24 protein-coding genes are annotated in these 26990 nt (G+C 40.3%); 16 read left to right on the forward strand and 8 right to left on the reverse strand.

The annotated features are described in order from the left end of the window. The first annotated feature begins 113 nt into the window (after positions 1 to 113). The 4 genes from hppD to MTP24_RS11605 all read left to right on the forward strand — a co-directional run bounded on the left by hppD (position 114) and on the right by MTP24_RS11605 (position 4378). Complete coding sequence (gene hppD / locus MTP24_RS11590) at positions 114 to 1160, forward strand: 4-hydroxyphenylpyruvate dioxygenase (RefSeq protein WP_006791414.1); 1047 nt, start codon at positions 114 to 116, stop codon at positions 1158 to 1160. Between the two features lie 135 nt (positions 1161 to 1295). Next, complete coding sequence (fahA, locus tag MTP24_RS11595; RefSeq protein WP_243531295.1) at positions 1296 to 2609, forward strand: fumarylacetoacetase; 1314 nt, start codon at positions 1296 to 1298, stop codon at positions 2607 to 2609. A gap of 142 nt (positions 2610 to 2751) precedes the next feature. Beyond that, positions 2752 to 3912, forward strand: a complete 1161-nt coding sequence (locus MTP24_RS11600; protein WP_243531297.1) for a peptidoglycan DD-metalloendopeptidase family protein — start codon at positions 2752 to 2754, stop codon at positions 3910 to 3912. Further along, the gene (locus MTP24_RS11605) at positions 3902 to 4378 is read left to right on the forward strand and encodes a polymer-forming cytoskeletal protein (RefSeq protein ID WP_010557060.1); all 477 of its coding nucleotides are present in this window, start codon (positions 3902 to 3904) and stop codon (positions 4376 to 4378) included. The genes MTP24_RS11600 and MTP24_RS11605 overlap by 11 nt, the downstream gene beginning before the upstream one ends. Before the next feature lies 1 nt (position 4379). Here MTP24_RS11605 and MTP24_RS11610 read toward each other — a convergent pair whose 3' ends face one another. Further along, positions 4380 to 4853, reverse strand: coding sequence for a hotdog fold domain-containing protein (locus MTP24_RS11610; RefSeq protein ID WP_243531299.1), 474 nt, complete (start codon positions 4851 to 4853; stop codon positions 4380 to 4382). A gap of 182 nt (positions 4854 to 5035) precedes the next feature. Here MTP24_RS11610 and MTP24_RS11615 point away from each other — a divergent pair, with 182 nt between their 5' ends. From MTP24_RS11615 to MTP24_RS11630, 4 genes are all read left to right on the forward strand, one after another. Further along, on the forward strand, positions 5036 to 6211 hold the full coding sequence (locus MTP24_RS11615) for a multidrug effflux MFS transporter (RefSeq protein WP_243531301.1): 1176 nt from the start codon (positions 5036 to 5038) through the stop codon (positions 6209 to 6211). A gap of 152 nt (positions 6212 to 6363) precedes the next feature. After that, positions 6364 to 8238 (forward strand): S8 family serine peptidase, encoded by a 1875-nt coding sequence (locus tag MTP24_RS11620; RefSeq protein WP_243531304.1) that lies wholly within the window; start codon positions 6364 to 6366, stop codon positions 8236 to 8238. Positions 8239 to 8330: 92 nt separating this feature from the next. Further along, positions 8331 to 8975 (forward strand): LysE family translocator, encoded by a 645-nt coding sequence (locus MTP24_RS11625; RefSeq protein ID WP_243531306.1) that lies wholly within the window; start codon positions 8331 to 8333, stop codon positions 8973 to 8975. Between the two features lie 66 nt (positions 8976 to 9041). Next, positions 9042 to 9506 (forward strand): methylglyoxal synthase, encoded by a 465-nt coding sequence (locus tag MTP24_RS11630; RefSeq protein ID WP_006791424.1) that lies wholly within the window; start codon positions 9042 to 9044, stop codon positions 9504 to 9506. Between the two features lie 10 nt (positions 9507 to 9516). Here MTP24_RS11630 and yegD read toward each other — a convergent pair whose 3' ends face one another. The 6 genes from yegD to MTP24_RS11660 all read right to left on the reverse strand — a co-directional run bounded on the left by yegD (position 9517) and on the right by MTP24_RS11660 (position 16516). Next, positions 9517 to 10881: a molecular chaperone gene (gene yegD / locus MTP24_RS11635; RefSeq protein ID WP_243531308.1), complete on the reverse strand. Its 1365-nt coding sequence runs from the start codon at positions 10879 to 10881 to the stop codon at positions 9517 to 9519. A 63-nt stretch (positions 10882 to 10944) separates the two neighbouring features. Next, positions 10945 to 11787, reverse strand: coding sequence for a DNA ligase (locus tag MTP24_RS11640; protein ID WP_243531310.1), 843 nt, complete (start codon positions 11785 to 11787; stop codon positions 10945 to 10947). A gap of 33 nt (positions 11788 to 11820) precedes the next feature. Beyond that, a complete protein-coding gene (locus MTP24_RS11645; protein WP_243531313.1) occupies positions 11821 to 12477 on the reverse strand; it encodes an HAD family phosphatase in 657 nt (218 codons plus the stop codon). 64 nt (positions 12478 to 12541) lie between these two features. Then, on the reverse strand, positions 12542 to 12841 hold the full coding sequence (locus MTP24_RS11650; protein WP_006791428.1) for a hypothetical protein: 300 nt from the start codon (positions 12839 to 12841) through the stop codon (positions 12542 to 12544). Positions 12842 to 12955: 114 nt separating this feature from the next. Further along, entirely contained in the window at positions 12956 to 15238 is a 2283-nt protein-coding gene (locus tag MTP24_RS11655; RefSeq protein ID WP_243531316.1) for a TonB-dependent receptor, read from the reverse strand. Positions 15239 to 15655: 417 nt separating this feature from the next. Next, on the reverse strand, positions 15656 to 16516 hold the full coding sequence (locus MTP24_RS11660) for a mechanosensitive ion channel domain-containing protein (protein WP_006791430.1): 861 nt from the start codon (positions 16514 to 16516) through the stop codon (positions 15656 to 15658). Positions 16517 to 16826: 310 nt separating this feature from the next. On the opposite strand from MTP24_RS11660, the gene MTP24_RS11665 reads away from it, so the two are divergent. The 4 genes from MTP24_RS11665 to MTP24_RS11680 all read left to right on the forward strand — a co-directional run bounded on the left by MTP24_RS11665 (position 16827) and on the right by MTP24_RS11680 (position 22134). Then, positions 16827 to 18968, forward strand: a complete 2142-nt coding sequence (locus MTP24_RS11665) for a M3 family metallopeptidase (RefSeq protein ID WP_010557051.1) — start codon at positions 16827 to 16829, stop codon at positions 18966 to 18968. 101 nt (positions 18969 to 19069) lie between these two features. Continuing rightward, positions 19070 to 19918 (forward strand): DMT family transporter, encoded by an 849-nt coding sequence (locus tag MTP24_RS11670; RefSeq protein WP_243531318.1) that lies wholly within the window; start codon positions 19070 to 19072, stop codon positions 19916 to 19918. A gap of 74 nt (positions 19919 to 19992) precedes the next feature. Beyond that, on the forward strand, positions 19993 to 21318 hold the full coding sequence (locus MTP24_RS11675) for a glycerophosphodiester phosphodiesterase family protein (RefSeq protein WP_243531320.1): 1326 nt from the start codon (positions 19993 to 19995) through the stop codon (positions 21316 to 21318). Positions 21319 to 21399: 81 nt separating this feature from the next. Continuing rightward, on the forward strand, positions 21400 to 22134 hold the full coding sequence (locus MTP24_RS11680) for a dienelactone hydrolase family protein (RefSeq protein ID WP_243531322.1): 735 nt from the start codon (positions 21400 to 21402) through the stop codon (positions 22132 to 22134). A gap of 19 nt (positions 22135 to 22153) precedes the next feature. Here MTP24_RS11680 and MTP24_RS11685 read toward each other — a convergent pair whose 3' ends face one another. Further along, positions 22154 to 23077: a LysR family transcriptional regulator gene (locus MTP24_RS11685; protein WP_039037780.1), complete on the reverse strand. Its 924-nt coding sequence runs from the start codon at positions 23075 to 23077 to the stop codon at positions 22154 to 22156. A gap of 165 nt (positions 23078 to 23242) precedes the next feature. Here MTP24_RS11685 and MTP24_RS11690 point away from each other — a divergent pair, with 165 nt between their 5' ends. The 4 genes from MTP24_RS11690 (at position 23243) to MTP24_RS11705 (ending at position 26983) form a co-directional block, all read left to right on the forward strand. Continuing rightward, a complete protein-coding gene (locus MTP24_RS11690) occupies positions 23243 to 23926 on the forward strand; it encodes a type 1 glutamine amidotransferase domain-containing protein (protein WP_006791436.1) in 684 nt (227 codons plus the stop codon). 130 nt (positions 23927 to 24056) lie between these two features. Then, positions 24057 to 24638 carry a rhomboid family intramembrane serine protease gene (locus MTP24_RS11695; protein WP_008132289.1) on the forward strand — a complete coding sequence of 194 codons (582 nt, stop codon included), beginning with the start codon at positions 24057 to 24059 and terminating at the stop codon, positions 24636 to 24638. A gap of 41 nt (positions 24639 to 24679) precedes the next feature. Next, a complete protein-coding gene (gene yghU / locus MTP24_RS11700) occupies positions 24680 to 25522 on the forward strand; it encodes a glutathione-dependent disulfide-bond oxidoreductase (RefSeq protein WP_058429568.1) in 843 nt (280 codons plus the stop codon). 159 nt (positions 25523 to 25681) lie between these two features. Continuing rightward, positions 25682 to 26983 (forward strand): MFS transporter, encoded by a 1302-nt coding sequence (locus tag MTP24_RS11705; RefSeq protein WP_243531324.1) that lies wholly within the window; start codon positions 25682 to 25684, stop codon positions 26981 to 26983. The last annotated feature ends 7 nt before the right edge of the window (positions 26984 to 26990 follow it).

Here is a 26990-nt window from a genome sequence, read left to right on the forward strand (position 1 = left end):
ACTCAATTACTAAATACCTGGCTGCTCTTCCCCTAAATCTAATTCTGGTTAATTATCTTGGCATTAACACAACAACAAATAATCACAGTGCTTAAATTGTGGGAGTAATTAAAATGAGTGAAGTAACTAACTATTTAGGTTTAGTCGGTATTGAGTTTACTGAATACGCCACACCTGATGCAGATTACATGGATAAAGTATTTACTGACTTTGGCTTTTCAAAGCTTAAAAAGTTTAAAGGTAAAGACATTGTTTATTACAACCAAAACGACATTCACTTTTTACTGAACAACGAGCGTGAAGGTTTTTCTGCTGAATTTGCTAAAAGCCATGGTCCAGCAATTTGTTCAATGGGGTGGCGTGTAGAAGACGCACAAAAAGCATTTGAAACAGCTGTAGAGCGCGGTGCAAAACCAGCAACAGACTCTACACACAAAAACCTTCCTTACCCTGCAATTTACGGTATTGGCGACAGCCTAATTTACTTTATTGACCAATTTGGCGATAAAGGCACCATTTATGAAAGTGACTTTGAAGATTTAGCAACGCAAACGGTTGTTGAAGACAAAGGCTTTAAGCGTATCGATCACCTAACTAATAATGTTTATAAAGGCACAATGGAAACATGGGCAAACTTTTATAAAGATGTGTTTGGTTTTACAGAAGTACGTTACTTTGACATTAAAGGTCAAAAAACGGCGCTAATTTCATATGCGCTTAAATCTCCATGTGGCACCTTCTCAATTCCAATCAATGAAGGTAAAGGCAACGACAACAACCAAATTGACGAATACTTAGGTGAATACAATGGCCCAGGCGTTCAACATTTAGCATTTTTAACTGACGATTTAGTTAGCTCGCTAGACAAACTAGATAAATCAACTATTGCAACGCTTGATATTATTCCTGAATACTACGACACCATTTTCGACCGTGTGCCGTGGGTAAAAGAAGACAAAGACAAAATTCGCGAACACCAAATACTGGTTGATAGCCAAAGCGAAAATTGTTACCTACTACAAATTTTCTCTAAAAACTTATTTGGCCCAATTTTTATAGAGATGATTCAACGCGTTGATGATGGCGGTTTTGGTGAGGGTAATTTCCAAGCGTTATTTGAATCAATTGAACGCGATCAAGAGCGCCGCGGCGTTTTATAATCTTTTTGAGTAAATTAAAAGCAGCGACCTTCGCTGCTTTTTGTCGTTTTAATATTTAAAATGTATGGCTTAAAGTGCAAGTATGCTTAAATAAATACTCCATTGTTGCCATACAGTTAAACCAAAGGAAATGTAATGAGCCTAATTAACGAAACCCATGATATTAATTTAACAAGCTGGGTAGAGTCAGCGAATGTCGCCAATTGCGACTTCCCTATTCAAAACTTGCCATTTGCCGAGTTTCGTCGCAAAGGCACTAACGAAGTATTTCGTGGTGGTGTTGCAATAGGTGATCAGGTTATCGACCTTGCAAAACTAAATGAGCTAAATATATTTACAGGCGACTCTAAAATAGCACTCGATGCAGCGAGCGAGTCAACGCTAAATACATTTATGGGTTTAGGGCAGCAATACTGGTCAGCACTTCGTTTAGCCCTTTCAAAAGCATTACGCGAAGGCGCTGAATGTCAAAAAGATATTGCGAGCGTATTAATATCGCAAGCTGATATTGAATTTTCATTACCATGTCGTATTGGTGACTACACCGACTTTTACACCTCTATTTATCATGCAACGGCAGTAGGTAGTTTATTTCGCCCTGATAACCCACTATTGCCAAACTATAAATGGGTACCGATTGGTTACCATGGCCGTTCTTCATCTATTGATGTGTCTGGGCAAACATTTCACCGTCCTAAAGGACAAACTAAAGCACCCGATGCAGATGTGCCCTCATTCGGCCCATGTAAACGCCTTGATTACGAGCTAGAGCTTGGCATTTACTTAGGTAAAGGAAATGCGCTAGGCGATGCAATTGCAATCGAAAATGCAGAAAACCATGTATTTGGTTTTTGTGTATTTAACGACTGGTCTGCCCGCGACTTACAAGCTTGGGAATACCAACCATTAGGTCCGTTTTTAGCGAAAAACTTTGCATCAACAGTGTCTCCTTGGATTGTTACAACAGAAGCACTCGCACCGTACAGAACAAGTTGGACTCGTGATGAAAACGATCCTCAACCTATGGAATATCTAGAGTCTGCCGCTAATCGCGAGCAAGGTGCATTTGATATTCAAATGGATGTAAAAATTCAAACCGAAAAAATGCGTAGCGAAGGGCACTCTCCTACCCGCGTATCTACCTCTAGCTTTAAGCACTCTTACTGGACTGTAGCTCAAATGGTCACTCACCATACGGTTAACGGGTGTAACTTTATGCCGGGTGACATGCTGGGTTCGGGTACGCAATCTGGCCCAACACATGAAGAAGCGGGTTCTTTACTTGAACTTTCTCGTGGCGGTAAAGAAAAAATAACGCTAAGCAATGGCGAGCAACGCAGCTTTTTAGAAGATGGCGATAACGTTATCATGCGCGGCTGGTGTGAAAAAGAAGGCTTTGCGCGTATTGGTTTTGGTTCAGTTGAAAGCACGGTTTTAGCCGCAAAATAATCTCAATCAAACATACTTAAATGAAAGGGCTGCTTTTAAAAGCAGCCCTTTTTTATTAATTTTTGAACAGTTACAATTTTTTTCTGGCTTTTTAAGCTCAGATTGATACATTATTCCGGTTAGTAGCCAGTGTTTATATGCCATGTCAGTATTTATAAAGTCTTACAAAAAACTTTTTCCAGCTCGCCAACTCCTTATTCGTCAAAATGGCGAGGTTAAGCATGTTGTTTTAGCGCCTTGGTTACAGCTTTTTGCAATAGTGCTTATTTTAGCAACACTTGTATGGGTGAGCATTTCTAGCTTTCGTGTATATACACAAACTAACCATATCTCTGACATAGAAAAAAATCAGCTTAACAAACAAGCACTATGGGAACAAAAAGTTAGCGAGCAACAACGTCTTCACGAACAGCAACTCAAACAGCTAGTAACTCTTGAACAAAAACAAGCGCTACTTCAAAGTATGATCGAATCTTTACCTGCTTCAATTAGCCAAGACGTTATTCAGTTAGGTGAAGAGCTTGAGTCACCTATTAACGAAAATAAAAACGAATTTCATGAACCTTTAGTAGATGAAGACCCAAATGCTAAGCAAGTTAATTTAGGTAAGCCTATTAGTTTTGAGGCGCGTTTGGCACATTTAAACGGTCAATACGAACAAAGCTTTAATTACCTAGACAAAAAAATAAACGAACGACATAACGCTATTTTAGCGATGCTTAAAGGCGCAGGCCTTGATGCCGCTTTGGAAGAACACCTAGCAATTAACTCTTTGCATATTGCTCAAGGTGGCCCGTTTGATGTATTCGATGAAACAAATATACCCGGTCATTTTTTGGCTATAGTTGATAAGTTAGTCGCGTTAAATAATCTAGAAAATTTATTAACTGAATTACCTAACACCCTGCCCTTACCCGCTGCAAAATATTATATTTCAAGTAGCTTTGGCTTACGCAAAGACCCAATGAATAATCGCCGAGCATTTCACAAGGGCGTAGACTTAGCGGGTTGGCACAAAACCGAAATTTTTGCTCCGGCCGACGCTGTGGTTCTTCGTGCAGGGCGTAATGGCGGATATGGTAACTTTATTGAACTTGAACACAAAAATGGCTTAGTAACTCGCTTTGGCCATTTAAATAAAATAAAAGTAAAAAAAGGCCAGCACATTGCCAAGCACGATGTAATTGGTTTAATGGGGAGCACTGGTAGAAGTACTAGCACTCATTTACACTACGAAGTATTGGTTAATGGCGAACAAGTCAATCCTCTAAAAATAACAAAGGCGCTTTCTCGTGTTCGGTAGAAAAAAATCAACAAGTACTAATCTAAGAAAGGTTAATCATACCCCCTCTATTATTTCTGAAGATGTGCGCCTTACTGGCACTTTAATAAGCCAAGGTGAGGTTCAACTTGATGGTCGCATAGATGGCGACATAAAAGCCGAGCAATTGGTTATAGGCTCCTCCGGTGTAGTTGAAGGAATTGTTGAAGCAGTAGGCATTGTTGTTAAAGGCACTGTTATTGGTTCTATCAATGCAAGCGAAGTAAAAATACAAAGTGGTGCTCACGTTCATGGCGACGTATTTCATGATTCATTGAGTATAGATGCTGGCGCTATAATTGAAGGCAACTTAAAGCAACGCACTGAAAAAGAGACAGTAGAGTTAACTGCTGAACCAACTGAAAAAGAAGTTAAAACACTGATTGAAGAAGATGACAGCGGCTTGTCGTTTGTAAATAAACAAGCCACGGATAAAAGCGAGCGGTAGGCTATTTTTTCTCAGTAATATACATTGTAATATCTGCAGTGAACACGAGTTCGTTGCGGGTATTATAAAGCTTTACTGGTACTACTAAATCTTCTTTATCAATCCACTGGCGTGGTAAATCAATTTCAGCAATAGCCGTAACGTCTGTATCAACCTTTGCCAAATATTGCACGGTCATTCCCTTGGGTATCCAACGATGGGTTTTTACCGGTACAGTCGCGTCAACCATCACCCCTGCACATAACTCAGCCAAATTACACTGCGCAATTGCATGAATGGTTCCAATGTGGTTATGAACACTACGACGATTTTTAACAACAGCACTACAGTGCCCTTCTCGCAGGTCTAATACATAGGGCTTCATTGAGCCAAAGTAAGGTGCTTTAAAACAAACAGCTTTAGTAAAAAGCCAATTGCCAAAGGGTAAGTTTTTAAATCTATGCCACGTTTTAACTAGTGGTGATTGATTTGCCATTTTTATTATCCAGTTACAGTTACTTTATTAACGCTAACACATCAGACCAGTTTAAAAAAGCCGTTTTAATTACTGCTTTTATTATGTGTTTAACAAAAAATACGAATGACGACGTATGCATAGGCCAAAAGCCCTTTCTTTTTTACGAGTGCCCCCCTAAAATACGCGAAAAAGGAGACTCAATGCATACACAGCCCGCAAAACCTAATCTAACTTTATTACTTATCTTAGCGTTGCTCGTTATTTTTTGCCCTATGGCTATTGATATTTATCTGCCCGCTTTTCCTACCATAGCAGAGCAATTTTTGGTGACTGAGCAACAAGTGCAGCAAACTGTTGCCATTTTTATGTTAACCGTTGGACTAGGTCAATTAATTGCAGGGCCATTAGCAGATAGATTTGGCCGAAAGCCTGTCGCATTAGTGGGTATTAGCTTATATGCAGGCTCTGCGTTACTTGCTTACTGTGCCCCTTCGTTTGAAGTATTACTTTCTGCTCGAGCATTACAAGGGTTAGGTGCATGCGCCACATTTGTTGTCGCTTTCGCTATTGTAAGAGACAAATTTGGTAGCGAACGTAGCGGCCAAATTATTACTTACTTAAATGGCATTGTGTGCTTTATTCCTGCGTTAGCGCCCATTTTAGGTGCTTGGTTAACTGTTAAGTTTGGCTGGGAAATGAACTTCTTATTTTTAACTGGGTTTGCATTGGTAGGCTTTATTGTTACGTTTTTCTTTTTTAGAGAAACACGACCAGCTGATAGCGTTTATCAGGGGCATATTCTCGATTTAAGACGCTTTATACCTATTATTTCAACGCCACTATTTTTATTTAATAGCTTGCTTTGCATGGTTACTATGTCTGTTATTTTAGTGTTTGTCACCCTCGCACCTGGCTGGATAATTACTGAGCTTGGCGGAAGCGTAGCTAATTTTACATTTTGGTTTTCACTTAATGCCGTTTTAAGCATTATTGCCAGTTTTATTATGCCACTGTACATCAAACGCCACCCCAAACGCGCTTTAAAAATAGGGTTACTGCTATTGGTTGGCTCGGGATTACTTATGCTCCTGTTTAGCCAATATAAATCAGCTTTGGCGTTAATGATCCCCATGTTTGTGGCTGCATTTGGTTTTGCGCTAACTCTTGGTTCTGCAGCAGGTAGAGCATTAAGCTTGTTTCCTAAACAAGCGGGCACAGCTTCAGCGTTGCTTGGTGCAATGCAAATGAGTGGTGCAAGTTTGCTGGTATTTATTACTCAATTTTTACAGTTGCAGACCCCTATATTAATTGGCGTCCACTTTTTATTATTGGTCCCTTTTAGCTATTTATTGTTTCGCAAAGCGCAGTTTTCATAACCCCCAACAAAAATTCATCATTAATGGGTAAGTAATTTTTATTTACCCCTTTCACTGCACATTAATTACCCAATCAGAATTATTTCATTTTTATTAACAATTCACTGTTGCAATCTAGGTACAACTGCTCTATCGTTAAATTAAGTTAACAGGTGGTTAACAAAATAATTCTAGGATGTAAAAATGAAAAAAACAAACTTGCCTTCGCATTAATTTTATCTGGTCTATGTACTGCAGGTAATGCAAGTGCACAAAACGAACGTTTCATAATTCAAGTCGATAACAACAAAAAAGGTGTAGTAAAAGCACTTACTAAAAAACTCGGTGGTGATATAAAAGTTGACGGTAATGGGTTTATTGCCGCTAAATTTACTGGTCACGATTTAGCAAGCTTAAAAGGTTTGCTAAATAACCCTCACATAAAACTTATTGAAGAAGACCAAAAACGTGTTCCTTTATCATTATTCAATGATGACGCCGGAAATGCAATGCAACAACAAATTACACCGTATGCTGTTTATCAATCTCAAGCTGATCAGGTAACATTTGACGCGAATGCGGGTATGAAAGTATGTGTTATTGACTCCGGTTTAGACAGCACAAACCCTGATTTCATTTGGGGAAATATCACTGGCGATAATGACAGCGGCACAGGTAACTGGTTCGATAATGGCGGACCACACGGGACTCATGTGGCGGGTACTATAGGTGCTGCAGATAACAACTTAGGTGTTGTAGGCATGGCACCAGGCGTTGCTATGCACATAATAAAAGTGTTTAACGAATCTGGCTGGGGTTATTCATCAGACTTAGCACAAGCTGCTAACTTATGTTCTCAGGCAGGTGCAAATATTATCAGCATGAGTTTAGGTGGTGGTGGCTCAAATAGTACTGAGTCAAACGCTTTTGCTAATTTCACTAACGCTGGAGGCCTTGTAGTTGCAGCGGCAGGTAACGATGGCAATAACGTTCGTTCATATCCAGCTGGCTATCCATCAGTTATGATGGTAGGCGCAAATGATGCAGATAATCAAATTGCTGACTTTTCACAATTTCCAAGCTGCTCATCAGGTAAAGGTAGACGTGTTACAACTGACGAAACAGTATGTGTTGAAGTGACTGCGGGTGGTGTAGATACGCTTTCAACATACCCTGCTGGCATGGCATCCGCAGCAAATATGTCTGCTGACGGCACACCCTACGCTTCATCCGCAATGGAAAATACTGGTCAAGCATCAGCATCTGCGTACTTTATGGGAACTGCACAAAATATTGATAATGGTGCTGCTGGGAAAGTATGTTTAATCGACCGTGGTGTCGTTTCTTTTTATGACAAAGTAGCAAACTGTGAAAACTCAGGTGGAATAGGCGCTGTTATCATTAACAACGAAGCTGGTATGCTTTACGCAGCACTAGGCGATACAAACAATACAACAATTCCGGCTGTGGGTGCCGCATTTGAAGATCGCACTACACTGCTTGGCAGCACAACGATTACAATAGATATTGGCGCATCAGATTATGGATTCATGAGTGGTACATCAATGGCAACGCCTGCAGTGTCGGGTATTGCTGCTCTTGTATGGTCAAATCATACTGACTGTACGGGTACAGAGATTCGTGATGCTCTAAAAGCAACTGCACAAGATCAAGGCGCAACAGGGCGTGATGATTACTTTGGACACGGTATTGTTAAAGCAGCCGATGCTGATGCCTATTTAACTGCGAATGGTTGTGCAGGTAATGGTAATGGGGGCGGCGGTACCGACCCAGAGCCTGTAGGTGACATAACGCTTTCTGCTTCAGGTTATAAATCAAAAGGCACCAAGTATGTTGACCTTAATTGGGCTGGCGCAGCAACAAGCCAAGTTGATGTTTACCGCAACGGAAGCAAGGTGACAAGTACAGCTAATACTAATAGCTTCACTGATAGAATATCTACCAAAGGTGGCGGCACATATACCTATCAAGTATGTGAAGCTCAAAGCACAAGCGCTTGCTCTAACAACTCAACCGTTACTTTTTAATAAAACGTAACTTACTAAAGCGGGCAACAGCCCGCTTTTTATTTATCTAGTTGCTTGATAAACTCACTCATATTTAACAATCAATTCTGATAATGATTAATCCCGATTTTCTCTTCTCCTTTTTAGTTGCTAGTTTTTTAATGGCGGTTGCCCCAGGCCCCTCGAATGCGTTTTTAATGGCACAAACATTTGCAAATGGCCGTACTGCGGGTATGCAAAGTGCGTTTGGTTTTGCATTAGGTGGTGTTGTGCATACCTTTTTTGCCGTAATAGGCTTAAGTGCTATTTTAAAAGCATCACCCGCTGCCTATAGTGCTGTTCAATATGCCGGTGCAGCTTATTTGTGTTATTTGGGCTTTATGATGATAAAAAGCACGCTAAAAAACAAAGCTACTGCCACCCCAACTCAAAGTGAAGATAAGCCACACGTAAGCACTGCTAAAAAGTCTAATGTTATGTTTCAAGCCATGATGACCGAAGTACTTAACCCTAAGGTCGCTTTATTTTTTATTGCATTTATTCCACAGTTTGTAGACCCGAGCTTATCATCAGCCACTTTTCAGCTCGCATTTTTTGGCCTGCTATACCCTATTTTTGCTTTTCCAATAGACTGCACGTATATTTATTTTGGCGACAAAATCGCACAGTTTTTTAGGCAGCATCCAAATAGTCAACTTTGGATTGATAGAGTAACGGGAATAATATTTATTGCTCTCGCTATTAATCTACTATTATAACTTTCCTAAATTTTGCTAACAGTTGGTGTAACTATGAGCATTTAGGCACAAATAAAAAGAATTAATATGGAACAAAAAACGCAATCTCTCCCTGCAAAGAAAAATATTGCCCTTGTTGCTCACGATGGCAAAAAAGCCGCACTAAAGCTGTGGTGCGACAAACATAAAAACACACTGAGCAAACACACCTTATACGGCACAGGTACAACGGGGCATTTAATTCAAAAAAGTACAGGGCTTGATGTTGTTCAGCTTTTAAGTGGCCCAATGGGTGGCGACCAACAACTGGGCGCCAAAATAGCAGAGCATGAAATTCATGTTTTAATATTTTTTTGGGACCCTTTAGCTTCTCAGCCTCATGACCCTGATGTAAAAGCATTACTACGCTTAGCGGCAGTGTGGAATATTCCTGTAGCGTGTAACGAGGTAAGTGCTGATATGCTGTTAAGCTCTCCTTTAATGGAAAACGAGCTTGAGCGTACCTTGCCAGATTACGAAAAATACCTCGCAACCCGACAAATAAGTCTATAAGCCTTTTAAGTTACTTATAAAGCATGCTGGCCCATTTAGTCAGGCCAGCAGTTACGCTACCAAAATGGTCACCATTAACCATATTAATATTACCTAAGTGCTCGCTAAGTGCTGCTTTGATTAGTGGAGACTGCGCACTGCCCCCCGTTAAATAAATAACGTCTGGTGTTGTTTGTGCATCGCTTATTGCTTGTTTTGCCAAAGTGACTATTTGGCTAATACTACTTTCTACAGCTAGCGATAAATCATGAACAGATAAGTTTTTACTAAGTTCGGTATCTAAAAAGCGCAAGTCACAGTTAAAGTCATGTGTTGACGAAAGGGCTATTTTTGCGGCTTCACCTTGTTGAACAAGTTGATGCCCTTGCTTATTTTGTTGTAAGTGAATTAAGCGTTTATAAAGGTCTGGTGCACTTACATCTCGCAACTGTGCATTAAGTTCACGCCCCTGACTTTCACTGTAAAATTGGCTTTGCAAATTAACATCGTTAATTTTACATGCCTGCCAAAACGGCTGATTTGGCAAAGGTAATCCAGACTTAAATGTACTGCCAAGCCCTAATAAGGGCATTAACCCATGAAAGCTCAATGCAATATCTAAATCGTTTCCGCCAACACGTTTACCGCTGTGAGCTAAAAAGTCGTTATCGCGCTGACTATTTCCTCTAAAACTTGGACCCATTTGCACAAACGAACAATCACTGGTCCCCCCACCAATATCTATAACCAACACTTTCTGATCGTGTGTTAAATCACTTTCGTAATCGATACCTGCTGCTAGCGGTTCGTATAAAAAATTAACGTCTTTAAAGCCAGCACGTTTTGCAGCTCGCTCTAAAATACCCACAGCTTGCTGGTTCGACTGTTCACCGCCTACCGCCTGAAAGTTTACAGGGCGGCCAATAACAGTTTGAGTAAGTACTTTTTCTAAAGACTGCTCTGCGCGTTGTTTTATTTTTAAAATCATTGCCGTTGCAATGTCTTCAAAAAAGTTAATTTGGCCTTGCTTTAAACCGGTTGCACCAAAAAACGATTTGGGTGACTTAACAAAGTATCCTTCTTCAGGAAATTGAACGTATTCACTAATTGCTTCACGACCAATAAATAAGGTCTCATCTGAAGGTTGTAAATCAAGGTCTGATTTAATTCGAGGCAGTGAGTTTAAAAGGGCTTGGCGCTGAGATTTAAAATCTTGTTCATGCGCGGTTCCTTTCAAATGCTTAGCAACAAAATCAACCACCAAAGCACTGTGATGCGTATAAAGTGTAGAAGGTAAGTAATGTTTGCCTTGCTCTAAAGGCACTAACTGAACATTATTATTGTCCATTACACCCATAGCACAATTTGAACTACCGTAATCAAAACCTACAAACATATACCACCACACATTACCAAAAAGGCCGCGCAATTTAGCATATTTAAGATCACTTTTAAATTGCTATATGCTTTCCCTTACTCTTAAAAAGCTAGCAAAGCGAGGAAGGCCATTTTTAGTCAATCCATGAAAACGATAGGTAACGGTGCTACCAATGGCCGGTGGGTTTTGACGTTGTGCATCGGTAAATCCTGTACCAATTGAAAATAGCTGCCCAGAGGCTGACTTAACGCGCAGCGCACCAAGCATCCCCGTGTATTTCCCTTTACCCGGCAAATGAGCAATGACAACCGCCTCAGCATCAAGGTAAGGCTTTAACTTTAACAAAGCACCACTTCGTCCACCTTTGTGTTTTGCATCAGCTAAGTGCAACATAACGCCTTCTGCACCCTGCGCAGTTATGTTATTAAAATAGTCAGAAAGCTGTTTGTTATTTTTAAATCGACGCTGTTTAACGGCTTGGATATGGGGCTGATTAATGTGTGTAACAAGTTGGGAATAATTTTTATAACGCTCGCTAAAAGCTAAGGTTTTATCTGGCATATCAAATATCTTGTAAGTGACGGCTTGCCAGTCTTTGTTATTTGGGATTTTAGTTCTTACTATACCGCTTAATGCAGCAAAGTGTTCTCGTTTGCTCCAAAGCTCGCCATCTAACCACGTATTGGGCAGGGATGCAGTAAACCAATGTGGTGCATTAATTATATTCCCTTTGCGAGTAACAAACTGTGTGCCCGTCCATATAGCTCTTACACCGTCAAATTTTTCGCTGACTAAATACGCACTAATATCATTGTGCTTTTCTTCATCATACACTTTGGCTAATAATACAGAAGGCTGAGAAGTATAAGCCGAGCAGCTAAACAAAATAACCGTAATAAATAACATCCATTTTATAGCAATCATTAGCGCATCCAAGCTAGGTAATAGTGACTTACACTATAGTTGAGATTGCACCCATTGCCAAAACTCATCAAGGTTACCCATGCAATAGGTCGCTTTGCTAAAGTCATGATCTTTGGTGTGGCTATTAGCAATAGCAACCACCCTTAAACTCGCATTATTTGCGGCGCTTACGCCTGTAAATGTATCTTCTACGGCTATCGCATTTTCTGGCTTTACGTTTATTTGCTTTAAAGCGAGTAAATACGGGTCGCCTGCAGGCTTGGGATTAATTACATCGTCTTTAGTAACAAGTGTGTCAAACAGCTCATAAAACCCTAACCCTTTTAGAATTGGCATAGCTTCGCTTGTTGCACTACCGGTGACAAGTGCCATTTTTAAGCCGCTATTTTTAACCGCTTTTAATGTTTGCACCACAAAAGGCATAAGGGGCGGTAAATTCGTTTTTACATATTCACCAAATAATCGGTATTTTTCAGCAGCTAAAAATTCAGCACTGACTGATAAATTATTCTCATTTTTAATTTCAATTGCCGCTTCTAATGTAGGGCGCCCTGAAAACCGCTGACAAAATTCATCTTCTAAATAACTTACCTCAAATGGCGCTAACAATGTGCTCCAACATACAAAATGCATCGCTTCTGAATCGACTAGCGTGCCATCCATATCAAATAAAACGGCCTGTAAGCTCATGATCTCTCCTTAAATTAAAGTGCTAAAAAAAGGTGCTAGAGCACCTTTTTTTGTTTTTTCATTATTACTGCGTTAAACCCGCCGGCGGCTCACCAAAAGCTTCTTCACCGGTTTCAATATCAACTAACTCATAGCCACGGGCTTTACGAACCACCTTAAGCACAGGTTTTTCAAAAGCAGTTTTTAAGCGCTCCGAGTCATCTTTTAACTCATCAAGGGTTGTACCAAACGGTGCTGCGCCTGTTTCTGACCAGTTAGTTACTTTACCATTTAGGTTATATTCTACTTCGTGTATTTGATATTGCGCCGCTTCATCTTTTGTTGCTTCACAAAAAATCACACGGTAATTCCAAAATCCAGCCATTATATTTCTCTATCAATAAACCAATTATGCGCTACTTTAACAGCTCTAAAAGGGATCACAAAATAAAAAGCCTGCACAAGGCAGGCTTTTAAATGTAAATTTCTAATCTATTAATTAGAAAAATTTAACTTTAAATTCAGCACCAACATAACGCTCTTCATTAACAATACCCGTGTTATTGTTAAAGTCGATAGCGCCTATTGCTTGTTGCTCATCAAATAAGTTACGAACAAAACCAGCAACTTCATATTCGTAGTCACCTTCTGCCCATCTGTAACCTGCACGAAGACCAACTTCAGTTAAAGGCTTGCCTTCAAACTCTACAGATTCATATAAGAACATGTTAATTTTGCTGCGGTAAGAAATATCACCGTTTGCAAAGAAATCACCATCTTCAAGCTCTTTAGTGTAACGAAGCGTAAAGTTAGAGATCCACTCTGGTGCATGCGGTAAGCTGTTACCGTCTAAAATTGCACGAGCTTCTGGACCAAAAGGACCTGCAACTTGGAAAGTTGGATCTGTCACAGTACACTGGCCACACACAGCTACAGCTAGGTCATTATCTTTAAGCTCAGTTTTGTTATAGCTTAAGTTAAATGTTGCATTAAGCTCATCACTTAATACCCACTCAGTGTCTAACTCAAAACCGTAGCCCGTGGTTTTATCTGCATTGATTAAGCGGTTAAAGTTTGCACCACCACCTACAGCGGTCAATTGCTGATCGCTCATTGTGTAGTAGAACACAGTTGCGTTTACGCGACCTTGTCCGTCTAGCACATCTGATTTAATACCTGTTTCGAATGAAGTCACTGTTTCAGAATCAGCGGTTGTTACTTCATCACCAAACAAAATACGACCTTGTAAGCTTGGTGCACGGAATGTGTTAGCTACACGGCTGTACCAGTTTACATCTTCGTTTACTTTGTAGTTTGCAGATAAATCCCAGCTCACGTGGCTATCGCTAACATCTTGCTCGATAAATAAAGCACCACCGCCAACAGGGCTAAGTGTACGATCTGCAGAGAAGTCTTTTTCATCATCAGAGTAACGAAGGCCCGCTGTTATTTTTAAATCATCAGATACTACATAATCAACAGAGCCGAATACTGCCCAAGCAGTTGTATCTTGTTGCTGTTTAACATACCCATTTAAAGCGCCGGCCGGTGATGAAAACGTGTCATAGCTAAAGTTTTCAATTGTTAGCTCTTCGTCAAAGTAAAAAACACCTACTTGATAGTTTAAGTCGCCATCAAAGTTACTTGATAAACGAAGCTCTTGAGTAATTTGATCTTGCTCAGGAATACCGTCGGCACTTTCTGAAGGGAAAGGAATAAAGCCAGGCCCCATGTAATCAGGAAGGAATACAGCACCGTAACCACCGTCAATATCACCACGAGAGTATATTTCAGCGCTTTCCCATGCAGAGATAGACGTTACAGTGTGGTTTTCAAGATCCCATTCAAGTCTTAGGCTCATACCCTCAGATTCTACTTGTTGAGTAGAACGAGCACCGGCATCTTGGTATACAACATCGTGCTCGTAGTTATCGACTAATTCGTTAGAACCAGACTCAATAACATTTGCACGGAACGCGATAGGTGAACCATCTAAATCACGTGTGTGATAGTTTAATAATGCAGAAAAATCATCGCCTTCGTATAAAAACTGAATACGTGCTGCTTTTTCAGTATAACCGCCCTGTTGATCTTTAGCTTCAAAACCAGGTGCTTGGTTATCAATGTAATCATCTTTATCTTGCCATAATAATGAAACGCGAGCAGATAAACGATCTGTTAACGCACCACCTACAGCACCTTCAGTATCTACAGCGCCACGGCTACCGTATGAAACCGCACCGTAACCGTCAAACTCTTGGCTAGGTTTAACTGAGTCAAATTTAACAAGGCCTGCAGGCGTATTACGGCCAAATAAAGTACCTTGCGGACCACGTAATACTTCTACGCGTTCAACATCAAATACAGGAAAGCCTTTTAAAATCGCATTTTCTTGAACAACTTCATCAACTACTAACGATACAGGTTGAGACGCATTTAAATCGAAATCTGTGTTACCTAAACCACGTACGTAAAAACGTGGGAAAGAACGGCCAAATGAAGATTCGATAGACAAGCTTGGAATTTTTGCGTTCATAAAACGAATATCCATGCCTGCCGAGCTGTATGCATCAAGGTTATCACCTTGCAGTGCAGATACAGCTACAGGAACCTCTTGAGCATTTTCTACACGTTTACGCGCAGTAACTTGAATAACTTCTAATTGGTTATTTTTTTTAGCCGTTTCTTCTTCAGCAGCAAATGAAGAAACAGAAGTGCCAGCAGCAGATAATAGTGCGGCATTAATGATTGTCGCTATTGCAGATTTTTTAATTGCTTTCATGTCGGGTTTTAACCTTTTGTATGCACTCTTGTTCAACGGTTTTTTGTGTTGCGCAATGTATTCATTGCGGGCTCGTACAATTTTTCGCGACTTGGCTATATGCGCGCGGACCTCATTATCGAGAGTACAAAAACGAAATAATAAGGCTGAACGAACGTAAGAGATTATACCACTGTGTAATAAATTTACTGCATAAAACTTTTCAATTTCTGAAACTTTTTTGCAACATTTAACCACAAGATAGCGACTTTTTATTACTTTTTAGATGTAAAAACCCAAATATAAGGACATATGTCCTTATCAATAAAACTACAAATAAAGTAGCAGTTTTAACGTTTTAACTAAAAAAACCTAACTTAGGAACAGTTTTTGCTAAGGTGAAAAAAAGCACTAGCCGGTTTTTTCCTCAATGCTTTATCACGTTCGTTTTAAGGCTATTTCACCATCTATGTGAATGTCTCGTTGAGGGAACGCAATCACTACATTATTTTGCTCAAATACATCGTACAGACTAAAGCGAATATCACTGCGCACGGTTCTAAGCATGGTTTCAGATTCAGCACATACCCAAAAAACAGCGTTAAAAACTAATGAGCTATCGGCAAAGTCGTCAAATAGCACTGCCGATTTTGGTGTTTTTAAAATCGCTTTATGCTCATCAAGCACCTGTTGGATGAGTTTTTTAACTAAAACTACATCCGATCCATAAGCAACACCTACGCTTACCGACGAGCGTGCATTCCCATCAATTAACGTCCAGTTTGTTACGGTGTTTTCTAATAATTGGCTGTTGGGGATCAACATATGTACGCCATCATTTCGACGAATCCGCGTTGAACGTGTATTAATAGTTTCGACGACGCCTTTTGCACTGCCTACTTCTAAAAAGTCACCTATTCGAATAGGACGCTCCCACATTAATATCCAACCGCTTATAAAGTTATTAATTATATTTTGCGCACCAAACCCCACACCTATTGCAATAGCACCCGATACAAATGCAAAAGCCGTCAATGGAATATTTAATACTTCTAGCGAGGTAAAAACTAATATGGCGATACTTAAAATAAAATAAATACGCGTAAATAAATGAACAGCATCTTGGCTTATTTTTTTGGCGAGTAAAGTTCTTTTTATTAACTTACCAATGTGTGTCACCACAAACCACATTGCAAATAAAATAAGCGGCACCTGAATTATTTTTGCCACTGTGAGTTGTATATCGTTGTAACTAAATACAACAAAAGAAAGGATTTCGTTTATTTGTTCTAAATTCATTTATTTTCCAATCAGGGGGTCTTTAATATTATTATAGAGTGAATGTGTTTTAATTAACTAACATTAGCACGCCACAATGCAATTTAACTGACTTTAAAAATTACACTTTGTTATTTTGCAGTACTTGTGCCACCAAAAAACAAACAACACAAGCTACTTTTACCTACCTAAACATCTATTTTTAGCTAATTTGCGTTTAAATCCTGCATAATCTCGATAAACTTTATTGTATATAAATCAAAATTTGGTAAGTTAAGTGGGTTTTTCGACTCGAAAAGCCTATCCCGGCTAATCTTTCTATGGAGTTATTATGCGTAAAACCCTAATCGCCACTACAATTGCTAGTGCATTATTACTATCTGCCTGTTCAGAAAATAAATCAGAAACACAAACAATGGCAAAAGAAAGCGCAGCACAAGTGCAAGACGTAAACGCAAGCAATGTGTTATTCAAACCAAGTCCTTTACAATACATGGCACCTGAGTTTGATAAATTTGGTACTAAAGATTACGAAGCTGTATTCGACGCGGGTATTGCAGAGCATACAGCTCAAATTCAAGCAATTGCTAATAACCCAGAGCCAGCAACATTTAAAAACACATTAGTTGAAATGGAACTATCTGGTGAGTTATTGAACCGTGTATCAACGGCATTTTATAACTTATCGGGCTTAATTTCAGATGACGAATACCAGCGCATTAGTAAAAAAATGGCGCCAGTATTATCGGCTCACTCTGATGACATTTATTTAAACGGTGCTTTATTTGAGCGCGTTCAAACAATCTACGATAACCAAGCAGCACTAAGCGCTGAAGATCAACGCCTTGTTGACTTTTACTACAAGCAGTTTGTAAAAGCCGGTGCTAAATTAAGTGACGAAGAAAAAGCAAAAATGCGCGAAATTAACGCACAACTTGCTAACTTATCTACTGCGTTTTCGCAAAACGTTTTAAAATCGTTTAAAGAAGATGTAATTGTTGTTACTGACAAGTCTAAACTTGCAGGCCTTTCTGAGGGTGAAATTGCAGGTCTAGCAGCTGCAGCTAAAAAAGCAGGCAAAGAAGGCTACATGATCACGCTTGTGAACACCACGCAACAGCCTATTTTATCAAGCCTTGAAAACCGCGAGTTACGTGAGCAAATTTTTACTGCCTCAGCAAACCGTGCAGCACAAACAAATGGCCCTATCATCATTGAAGAAACAAACTTACGTGCACAAAAAGCAGAGCTTTTAGGCTACAAAGATTGGGCTTCGTATGTAATGACCTCGCGTATGGCGCAAACAACTGAAAATGTATACGGCATTTTAGATGACCTTGCCCCTAAAGCAGTTGAAAAAGCAAAAATTGAAGCCGCTGCTATTCAAAAAGTAATTAATGATTCGGGCGAAAGCTTCGAACTTAAACCTTGGGATTGGGCATTTTACGCTGAAAAAGTACGTGCTGAAAAATACGACCTAGACCCTGCGTTAGTTAAACCTTACTTTGAAATGAGCTCAGTAATTAACGATGGTTTATTCTTTGCGATGAATAAACTATACGGTATTACGTTCAAAGAACGTCAAGACTTACCGGTTTACCACGAAGATGTAACCGTTTATGAAGTATTTAACGCTGACGGCAGTGCAATTGGTTTGTTTTACATGGACCCATACGCACGTGAAGGCAAGCGTGGCGGCGCATGGATGAGTGCATACGTAAGCCAAAGCGGCTTAAAAGGCACTAAACCTGTTATTTATAACGCGCAAAATATTCCAAAGCCTGCTGAAGGCGAGCCAACGCTTATGACCTTTGACGAAGTGTCGACTATGTTCCATGAATTTGGTCATGCGGCTCACGGTTTATTCTCAGATGTTAAATACCCAAGCCTTGCTGGCACTGCAACAGCGCGTGACTTTGTTGAATTTCCATCTCAAGCACATGAAGATTGGATGATTGAGCCTAGCGTACTTGCTAATTACGCTAAGCACTACAAAACAGGTGAGCCAATTCCACAAGCATTGCTTGATAAAGTATTAGCATCGCAAAAATTCAACCAAGGTTTTGGTACGACTGAATATTTAGCGGCTGCTTTACTGGATATGGAATGGCACTCATTTGGTTCAGATAAGAAAATCAATGATGTTCAAGAGTTTGAAAACGCAGCGCTAAAAGCTCATGGTATTGATTACTACCCTGTACCACCGCGTTATAAATCAAACTACTTTAGCCATACATTTGCCGGCGGTTACTCTGCAGGTTACTACGCCTACCTTTGGACTGAAGTATTTGCAGCCGATGCATTTGCACACATGGAAAACAACGGTGGTTTGACACGTGAAAACGGCGACAACTTCCGTAAAGAAATCTTATCAAAAGGTAATAGCCGTGACTTAATGCAAAGCTACATTGAGTTTAGAGGTCAAAAACCAACAACCGACGCACTACTTAAGCGCCGTGGTTTAGTAGAATAATAACTTAACTTATTATTTTTAATATAAAAGCCCGCTTGCGGGCTTTTATTGTTTATACCTTAATTTATAACAGATAAACTTAGCCAATTAGTTATTACACAATGATGGTTATGGGCTATTTATTTGCAGTGACCCTGCTTTGGGCATTTTCGTTTAGTTTAATTGGCGTATATTTAGCTGGGCACGTTGATGCATGGTTTAGCGTATTAATCCGTGTTGCGCTAGCTACATTGGTATTTTTACCGTTTATCAAACGCCTTCCTCCCGCCACCGCAATCAAGCTTATGTTAATAGGCGCTGTGCAACTGGGGGTTATGTACAGTTTTTACTACCACTCATTTTTGTTTTTAAGCGTCCCTGAAGTATTGCTTTTTACTGTTATGACGCCGCTCTATATTACTTTATTAAACGATACCCTTAACAAACAGTTTAATCCGCAATTTTTTATTGTCGCCTTAATTGCCGTGCTGGGTGCAGTAGCAATTCGTTATGAAAATCTCGACAATGACTTTTGGCTAGGGCTGTTGCTTGTGCAAGGAGCCAATTTAAGTTTTGCAACCGGGCAAGTTACTTACAAACGGTTAATGCAAGGCAAGCAGCTTGACGACAAGGCGGCATTTAGCTGGTTTTTTATTGGCGCCCTTATTGTTGCAGGCTTATGTTACGCATTATTTGGTAACTCGAGTAAGCTGCCAAGCACAAATACACAATGGGGGATTTTAATTTATTTAGGGATAGTGGCCTCAGGCTTGGGTTATTTTTTATGGAATAAAGGCGCAACGCTTGTCAATGTGGGGGCGTTGGCGGTCATGAATAACTTACTCATCCCTGCCGGTATTATTGTTAATATTGTTATTTGGAATAGAGATGCCGATATTTTTAGGCTAAGTATTGGTGCAGCAATAATGCTTTTAGCGTTAGTGGTTAATCAAATAATGGCGAAAAAATAAGTTCACTTTTCTGTCGTTTAATTGTCATTAAGAGTTACTAAGGTAGTGCAACTTTTATTTTTTAAGGATAAACAATGAAGCGTATTACCTTATCTGCCAGTTGCCTTCTAATTGTTGCACTTACCGGTTGTGACGATGAAGTTAAAGTAGTCGAAAAAGACGTTTTAGTAACTAACACTGAAGTTGAAATTGTAGAAGTACCCACGCCAGTCGTTGTAGAAGTTGCCCAAGGTAGTAATGTTCAACTAGGCACACGCCCTGATTATTTAATTAACGACATGGCACCAAGCGAGTTAAAAACACAATTAGCATCATGCCAAGATGGCCCATTTTATAAGACAGACTTTTCAATTGGGCATCGCGGTGCGCCAATGCAATACCCTGAACATACTAAAGAATCTTATATTGCAGCAGCGCGAATGGGCGCAGGTATTGTAGAGTGCGATGTAACGTTTACAAACGATAAAGAACTAGTGTGTCGCCACTCACAATGTGACTTACATACTACCACTAACATTTTAGCTATCCCAGAACTTGCCGCCAAATGCAGTGTGCCATTTACCCCAGCTGATCCAAATACCGGGACTCCCGCTTCAGCAAAGTGCTGTACAAGCGATATTAGCCTGAGCGAATTTTTAACCCTTGAAGGAAAAATGGATGGTGCGAATCCTAAAGCCACAACAGTGGCAGAATACCTTGACGGCACCCCAAATTGGCGTACCGATTTATACTCAAAAACAGGAACGCTATTAACCCACAAGCAAAGTATTGAGTTATTTAAAGAGTTGGGTGTAAAAATGACCCCAGAGCTTAAGTCGCCTCAAGTTAGCATGCCTTTTGATGGTATGAGCCAAGAACAATACGCACAAAAAATGCTTGATGAGTACACGCAATTAGATGTTCCCGCAAATCAGGTATACCCACAATCGTTTAATTTAGACGATGTTAAATATTGGATTAACACCAACCCTGAATTTGCAGATCAAAGTGTTTATTTAGATGGTCGCGATAATGAAGCTGGTTTTGACCCGAGCAATCCAGCAACATGGCAACCAAGCATGGCTGAACTGGTTGCTGACGACGTTAAAATACTTGCGCCTCCCATTTGGATGATGCTTACCATCGATAACGATAACAATATTGTTCCTTCACAATACGCAATTGAAGCAAAAGCGGCAGGTTTGAAGCTCATAGCATGGAGCCTTGAGCGCTCAGGGCCGCTAAATGAAGGGGGTGGTTATTATTATCAGTCAATTGCTGATGTAATCAATAACGATGGCGATATGATGACTGTAGTTGATGTGTTAGCAAAACAAGTGGGTGTAATGGGTATATTTTCTGATTGGCCGGCCACGGTAAGCTACTACGCAAGCTGTAATAAAATGCCAGCTAGCATTTAAAAACGCATTTCAGCGGTCGTTTATTCTGCTGCGCTCAGTTACCATAAAGAAATTACCAAACCTTTTTAACTGAGCGCTTTTATGATCATCCAACAACATAATACCGACTTACCAACGCCAACAGGCCTAATGCGAACCACAGTGTATCGTCCACAAGCCGATGGGCAGTTTCCTGCCATTATTTTTTATTCTGAGATTTTTCAGCAAACGGCTCCTATTGCTCGAAGTGCTGCACTTTTGGCAAGCCATGGTTTTGTTGTACTCGTGCCTGAGGTATTTCATGAGTTAAACCCTATCGGGACTGTACTTGCTTACGATGATGCAGGTAAAGACAAAGGCAATGCGGATAAGTGGAAAAAACCACTTGAGCATCACGATAGCGACACACAAACATTAATCGATTTTGTAAAATCGCAGCAGTATTGCTCAGGTTCAGTGGGGGCGATGGGTGTATGTATTGGCGGACATTTAGCTTATAGAGCTGCACTTAATCCCCAAATTAAAGCAGCGTTTTGCTTATACGCAACGGATATTCACAGCAATACATTACCAGCTCAAGAAGGAAACAATTCATTTGAGCGCATGGCCGATATACAAGGTGAAATACATTTTATTTGGGGTAAACAAGACCCTCATGTACCACAAGAAGGCCGCAGTAAAATTTATCAGCAATGTGTAACGACAGGCATTAACTACCAGTGGCAAGAAGTTAACGCGCAACATGCCTTTATGCGTGATGAAGGTGAGCGATACGACGGCGCACTGGCAATCGCAATGTACCAACAAGCCGTGGCGCTATTTAATCGCACTTTATAAACACTTTAAAAACGTCTTACTAAGTACTTTTCAGCATACCCAGCGCGGTATGCTGCTTTACAAAGTACGCTTTTAGATAATCAATAAATAACCTAAGTTTTTTAGAGCCTGTAGCACCTGGCGGAAACACCCCGTAAAGCTCAATATCTTTAGTTTTGTAATCGTCTAATATGATCTCTAGTAGCCCAGCTTGCACCTTTGGCCAGGCATCATATAAGGGAATACGGCCAAGACCATGCCCTGCCTCTACAAATGCCGTGCGTGCTGCCGCATTATTTGTGCTTAAACCACCTTGCATTGTAATGTCGTGCTTTTTGCCATCTTTTTGAAGCGTTAAAGTTTTACTCCCCAGCTGATACACAACCCATTTATGCGCTTTTAACTCAGCTGGCGTTTTAGGTTTACCAAAATAGTTAAAGTAATCTGAAGAACCACAAATACAGGTACTCATTGTGGTCAGTTTTGTCGCTTGTAAGTTTGAGTCACTTAACGCAACACCACGAATGGCAATATCAAAACCATTTTTTATTATATCTACTACGTCGTCGGTTAGCTGTAGGTCGATTTCAATTTTTGGATATTGGCGCTTAAACGTATTAATAGCGGGTACAATTAATTGCATGCCTACATTAACGGGGCAACTCACTTTAAGTAAACCTTGCGGCTCGCTTTTTATATTCTCTATCTGTTGATTAGCGGCATTGGCTTGCTCAGTAATAACGCGACAACGCTCGTAGTACGCTATACCGGCCTCTGTAAGTGTCATTGTGCGAGTAGAGCGGTTTAAAAGTGTAACTTCAAGCTGGGTTTCTAATTTTTTTAAGTGATAGCTTGCCACAGCGCGTGTTAAACCTAATTGCTTAGCGGCGGCTGTTAAACTTCCCTGCTCTACAATTTGTGCAAACACCACCATACTTTTTAATTGCTCGAATGACACTTTCATGGCTTTTCCGCCTAGTTAAAATTCAACCCATTCATTGTATCAATTATTAAACCAATAAAGTCAAATTTATCATCGTTGTTTAAAGTAATTTAAATGCATATAGTAATGATACGAGTTTGGTGAATACCAAATACTAATTAACTCAATTATCGAAGGAATATAGTTATGGCTAAAAAAATACTTATGGTACTTACTTCACATGCGGATCTTGGTAACACAGGTGAAAAAACCGGTTTTTGGGTTGAAGAATTTGCAGCACCTTACTATGCATTTGTCGATGCTGGCGCTGAAGTGACACTTGCGTCTCCTGCTGGTGGCCAACCGCCAATTGACCCTACAAGCACACTTGCTGATTTTCAAACCGATGCAACTAAACGTTACGATGCAGACAGCGCAGCACAAGCGCTAATGGCCAACACACATGCACTAAGCGAAGTAAACTCAAGCGATTACGACGCAGTATTTTACCCAGGCGGCCACGGCCCATTATGGGATTTAGTAGATAACACCGATTCTGTATCACTAATTGAAAGTTTTGTTAAAGAAGAAAAACCAGTTGCTGGCGTTTGTCATGCAAGTGCTGTGTTTTTAAATGTTAAAGATGCAGACGGCAACGCATTGGTAGCAGGTAAAAAAGTAACTGGTTTCACCAACAGTGAAGAAGAAGCTGTACAACTGACCGACGTAGTTCCTTTTTTAGTGGAAGACGAGCTAATCAAAAAAGGTGGCGACTACCAAAAAACTGAAGATTGGGGTGTACTTGCCCTAGAAGACGGTTTGCTGATAACGGGTCAAAACCCTGCAAGTTCAGAGCTTGCTGCTAAAAAACTATTAACTAAATTGGGTTAATAGCATTTAAATACTAAAGGCCAACGCGGCCTTAATTAAGCACAGCATTTGAGCTGTGCTTTTTATTTGCTTTTCATTACCAAATACAATTCCTATACTGGCAACTGTTTAAGGTCAATTAGGGAAATTTATGACAACCAAGCCTACGTCTCTGTCATTACTAACAACGACTCGCTTTGCTATATTTAGCATTGTCGCTGCTTGCTTTGTACTTCAAGTTATTAATAGCCTTCCTGGTATAAACCTTAATGGTTTAGGTATTTACCCGCGCAGCATACAAGGTTTAATAGGCATACTTTGCGCTCCCTTTTTACACGGTAGCTGGTGGCACTTTGCCAGTAACATGCTGCCTTTTGCCGTGCTCAGCTGGCTCATTTGTCAATACAGTGTTAAACGGTTCTACTCTGTATTTATTTTCACCGCACTTTTGGGCGGGTTATTAGTTTGGGCATTTGGCCGTAGTAGCCTTCATGTTGGTTTGAGCGGCGTAATATACGGGTTGTGGGGTTTTATTCTCTGCTATGGCGTGGTCAGGCGTTCGCTAAAATCAATCGTAATCGCTATCGTTGTTGCCATACTTTATAGCGGATTTATTTGGGGCGTATTGCCGCAACGCTTTCATATTTCGTTTGAAAGCCACTTATTCGGAGCCCTAAGCGGGTTGTTTTTGGGTTATAAATTAGCAAAAGCAGATAGACAAAAAGGTTTGTAAAAAACTATTTTAAGTGAATCAATCTAACAGTGAGGTTATTTATGAGCGATACAAACGATTACACACCAGCCAAAGTGTGGACGTGGGAAAGTGAAAGTGGCGGTAAGTTTGCCAGTATTAATAGACCCATAGCAGGGGCAACTCATGACAAAACCTTGCCTATTGGCGAGCATTCATTTCAACTGTACTCGCTGGCAACGCCTAATGGCCAAAAAGCCGCTATTATGTTTGAAGAACTTTTAGAGCTTGGCCTTAATGATGCGCAATACGATGCTTATCTAATTAATATTGGCGAGGGAGATCAGTTTGGTTCTGACTTTGTTGATATTAATCCAAACTCAAAAATTCCTGCGTTACTCGATCACTCAACAACACCGCCAACTCGTGTATTTGAGTCTGGCTCTATTTTACAATATTTAGGTGAAAAGTTTGACGCACTTATACCCAAAAGCCTTGTAGCAAAAACCGAGTGCCGTAACTGGTTATTTTGGCAAATGGGCTCTGCACCCTACTTAGGTGGCGGTTTTGGCCACTTTTATAGCTATGCGCCAAGTAAAATGCAATACCCCATTGACCGCTTTACTATGGAAACCAAACGCCAACTCGATGTACTTAATCAGCATTTGAGCAGTAACGATTATATGGCAGGTGATGAATATTCTATTGCCGACATTGCTATTTGGCCTTGGTATGGCTCACTTGTTTTAGGCGACTTGTACGATGCTGCTGAGTTTTTAGACGTTGCCTCTTATACGCATGTTGTTAGGTGGGCCAAACAAATCGCTGAGCGTCCAGCGGTTAAAAGAGGTCGTCGTGTTAATCGCACATGGGGGCCCGAGGAAGAGCAGTTAGCCGAGCGACATAGCGCAGACGACTTTAAATAAAGTGCTAGAATGCATCAAAAAAGCCAGCTTAAATGCTGGTTTTTTATGTCCGCTATAAATATGGCGCTACTAAAATGATCACATTACCCTGCCTGAAAGTAGAATATTTAAACATATAAACCTAGTATAAATTTACTTACCTAAAAGCAGTGAAAAGCCGTGGTCAAACTAACAAAAGAGCAAATTTATAAGCGCCTTAACAATGAAGAAGATGCTAAAGCCTGCAAAGAAATTGATGAGTCTGCATGTAAAGAGGTGCCCGGTAACTTCATTATTTTATTACTAAGCCAGCTGTTTAGTAAGTTTGCAGACGCACTACTCAATCCCAAAGTTACGCTTCCATGGTTAATGCATAGCTTAAACGTACCTGGCAGCTTTATAGCCTGGCTTGTGCCAATAAGGGAGTCTGGCTCTTTACTTCCGCAGTTGGCCATTGCCGATGTGATCCGCAAATTATCTGTTCGTAAATGGGTGTGGGTAATTGGCGCTATTGCGCAATCGATATGTATATTAGCCATGGTAGGCGTTGCTTTTGTATTAGAGGGAAAACAAGCAGGCTTCGCTATTTTAGGTTTGTTAATATTATTTAGTTTAGCACGAGGCTTTAATTCAGTCGCAGCAAAAGATGTACTGGGTAAAGTGATCCCCAAAAAACAGCGAGGCAATATTAGCGGCTTAGCGGCAAGTATTGCAGGTTTGGCAACCCTAACCTTTGGGCTGTTGATGTGGTTTTTTTCACAGCAGAAGGAACAAAACACGGTATTAATTGCCTTGGTATTGGGCGCAATAATGTGGATTGTGGCGGCCTTTTTTTATAGCCGCATAAATGAATACAAAGGGGCCACCGACGGTGGGGAAAACGGGCTACTGCATGCATTTACAAAACTTAAACTCCTTTACCAAGATAAGCAATTTGCCCACTTTGTTGTCACACGTGCTTTTTTATTGTGCTCAGCTTTAAGCGCGCCATTTTATATTATTTTAGCGAGTCGCCAATCGTTTGAGTTTTCGTTACTTGCAACATTTATTGCTGTATCGGGGTTAGCCAGTTTAGTGTCCGCGCCAATTTGGGGGCGATTAAGCGACCTATCAAGCCAACGAGTTATAGTGCTTAGTGCCATGCTTGTAACTCTTAATGGCTTAACGGTATTTGTTATTGCAACGTGGTTTAACCATTTATTGAGTGCTTGGTGGCTGCTGCCTACGCTTTACTTTTTACTCTCTGTTGCTCACCAAGGTGTTCGCCTTGGCCGCAAAACGTATTTAGTCGATATGGCACAAGGAAACAAGCGCACCGACTATGTTGCAGTAAGTAACACGGTTATTGGCGTGCTTTTACTCATGTTAGGCAGCATTGGATTACTTGAGAGCTTTTTATCTACCGCTGAACTTATTTTGCTCTACAGCCTGCTTGGTTTTTGTGGCGCCATTAGTGCATTATTTTTACCTAAAATAGAGTAATTCTAAC

It is taken from the genome of Pseudoalteromonas sp. APM04, assembly GCF_022809815.1.
GTDB lineage: Bacteria > Pseudomonadota > Gammaproteobacteria > Enterobacterales > Alteromonadaceae > Pseudoalteromonas > Pseudoalteromonas marina.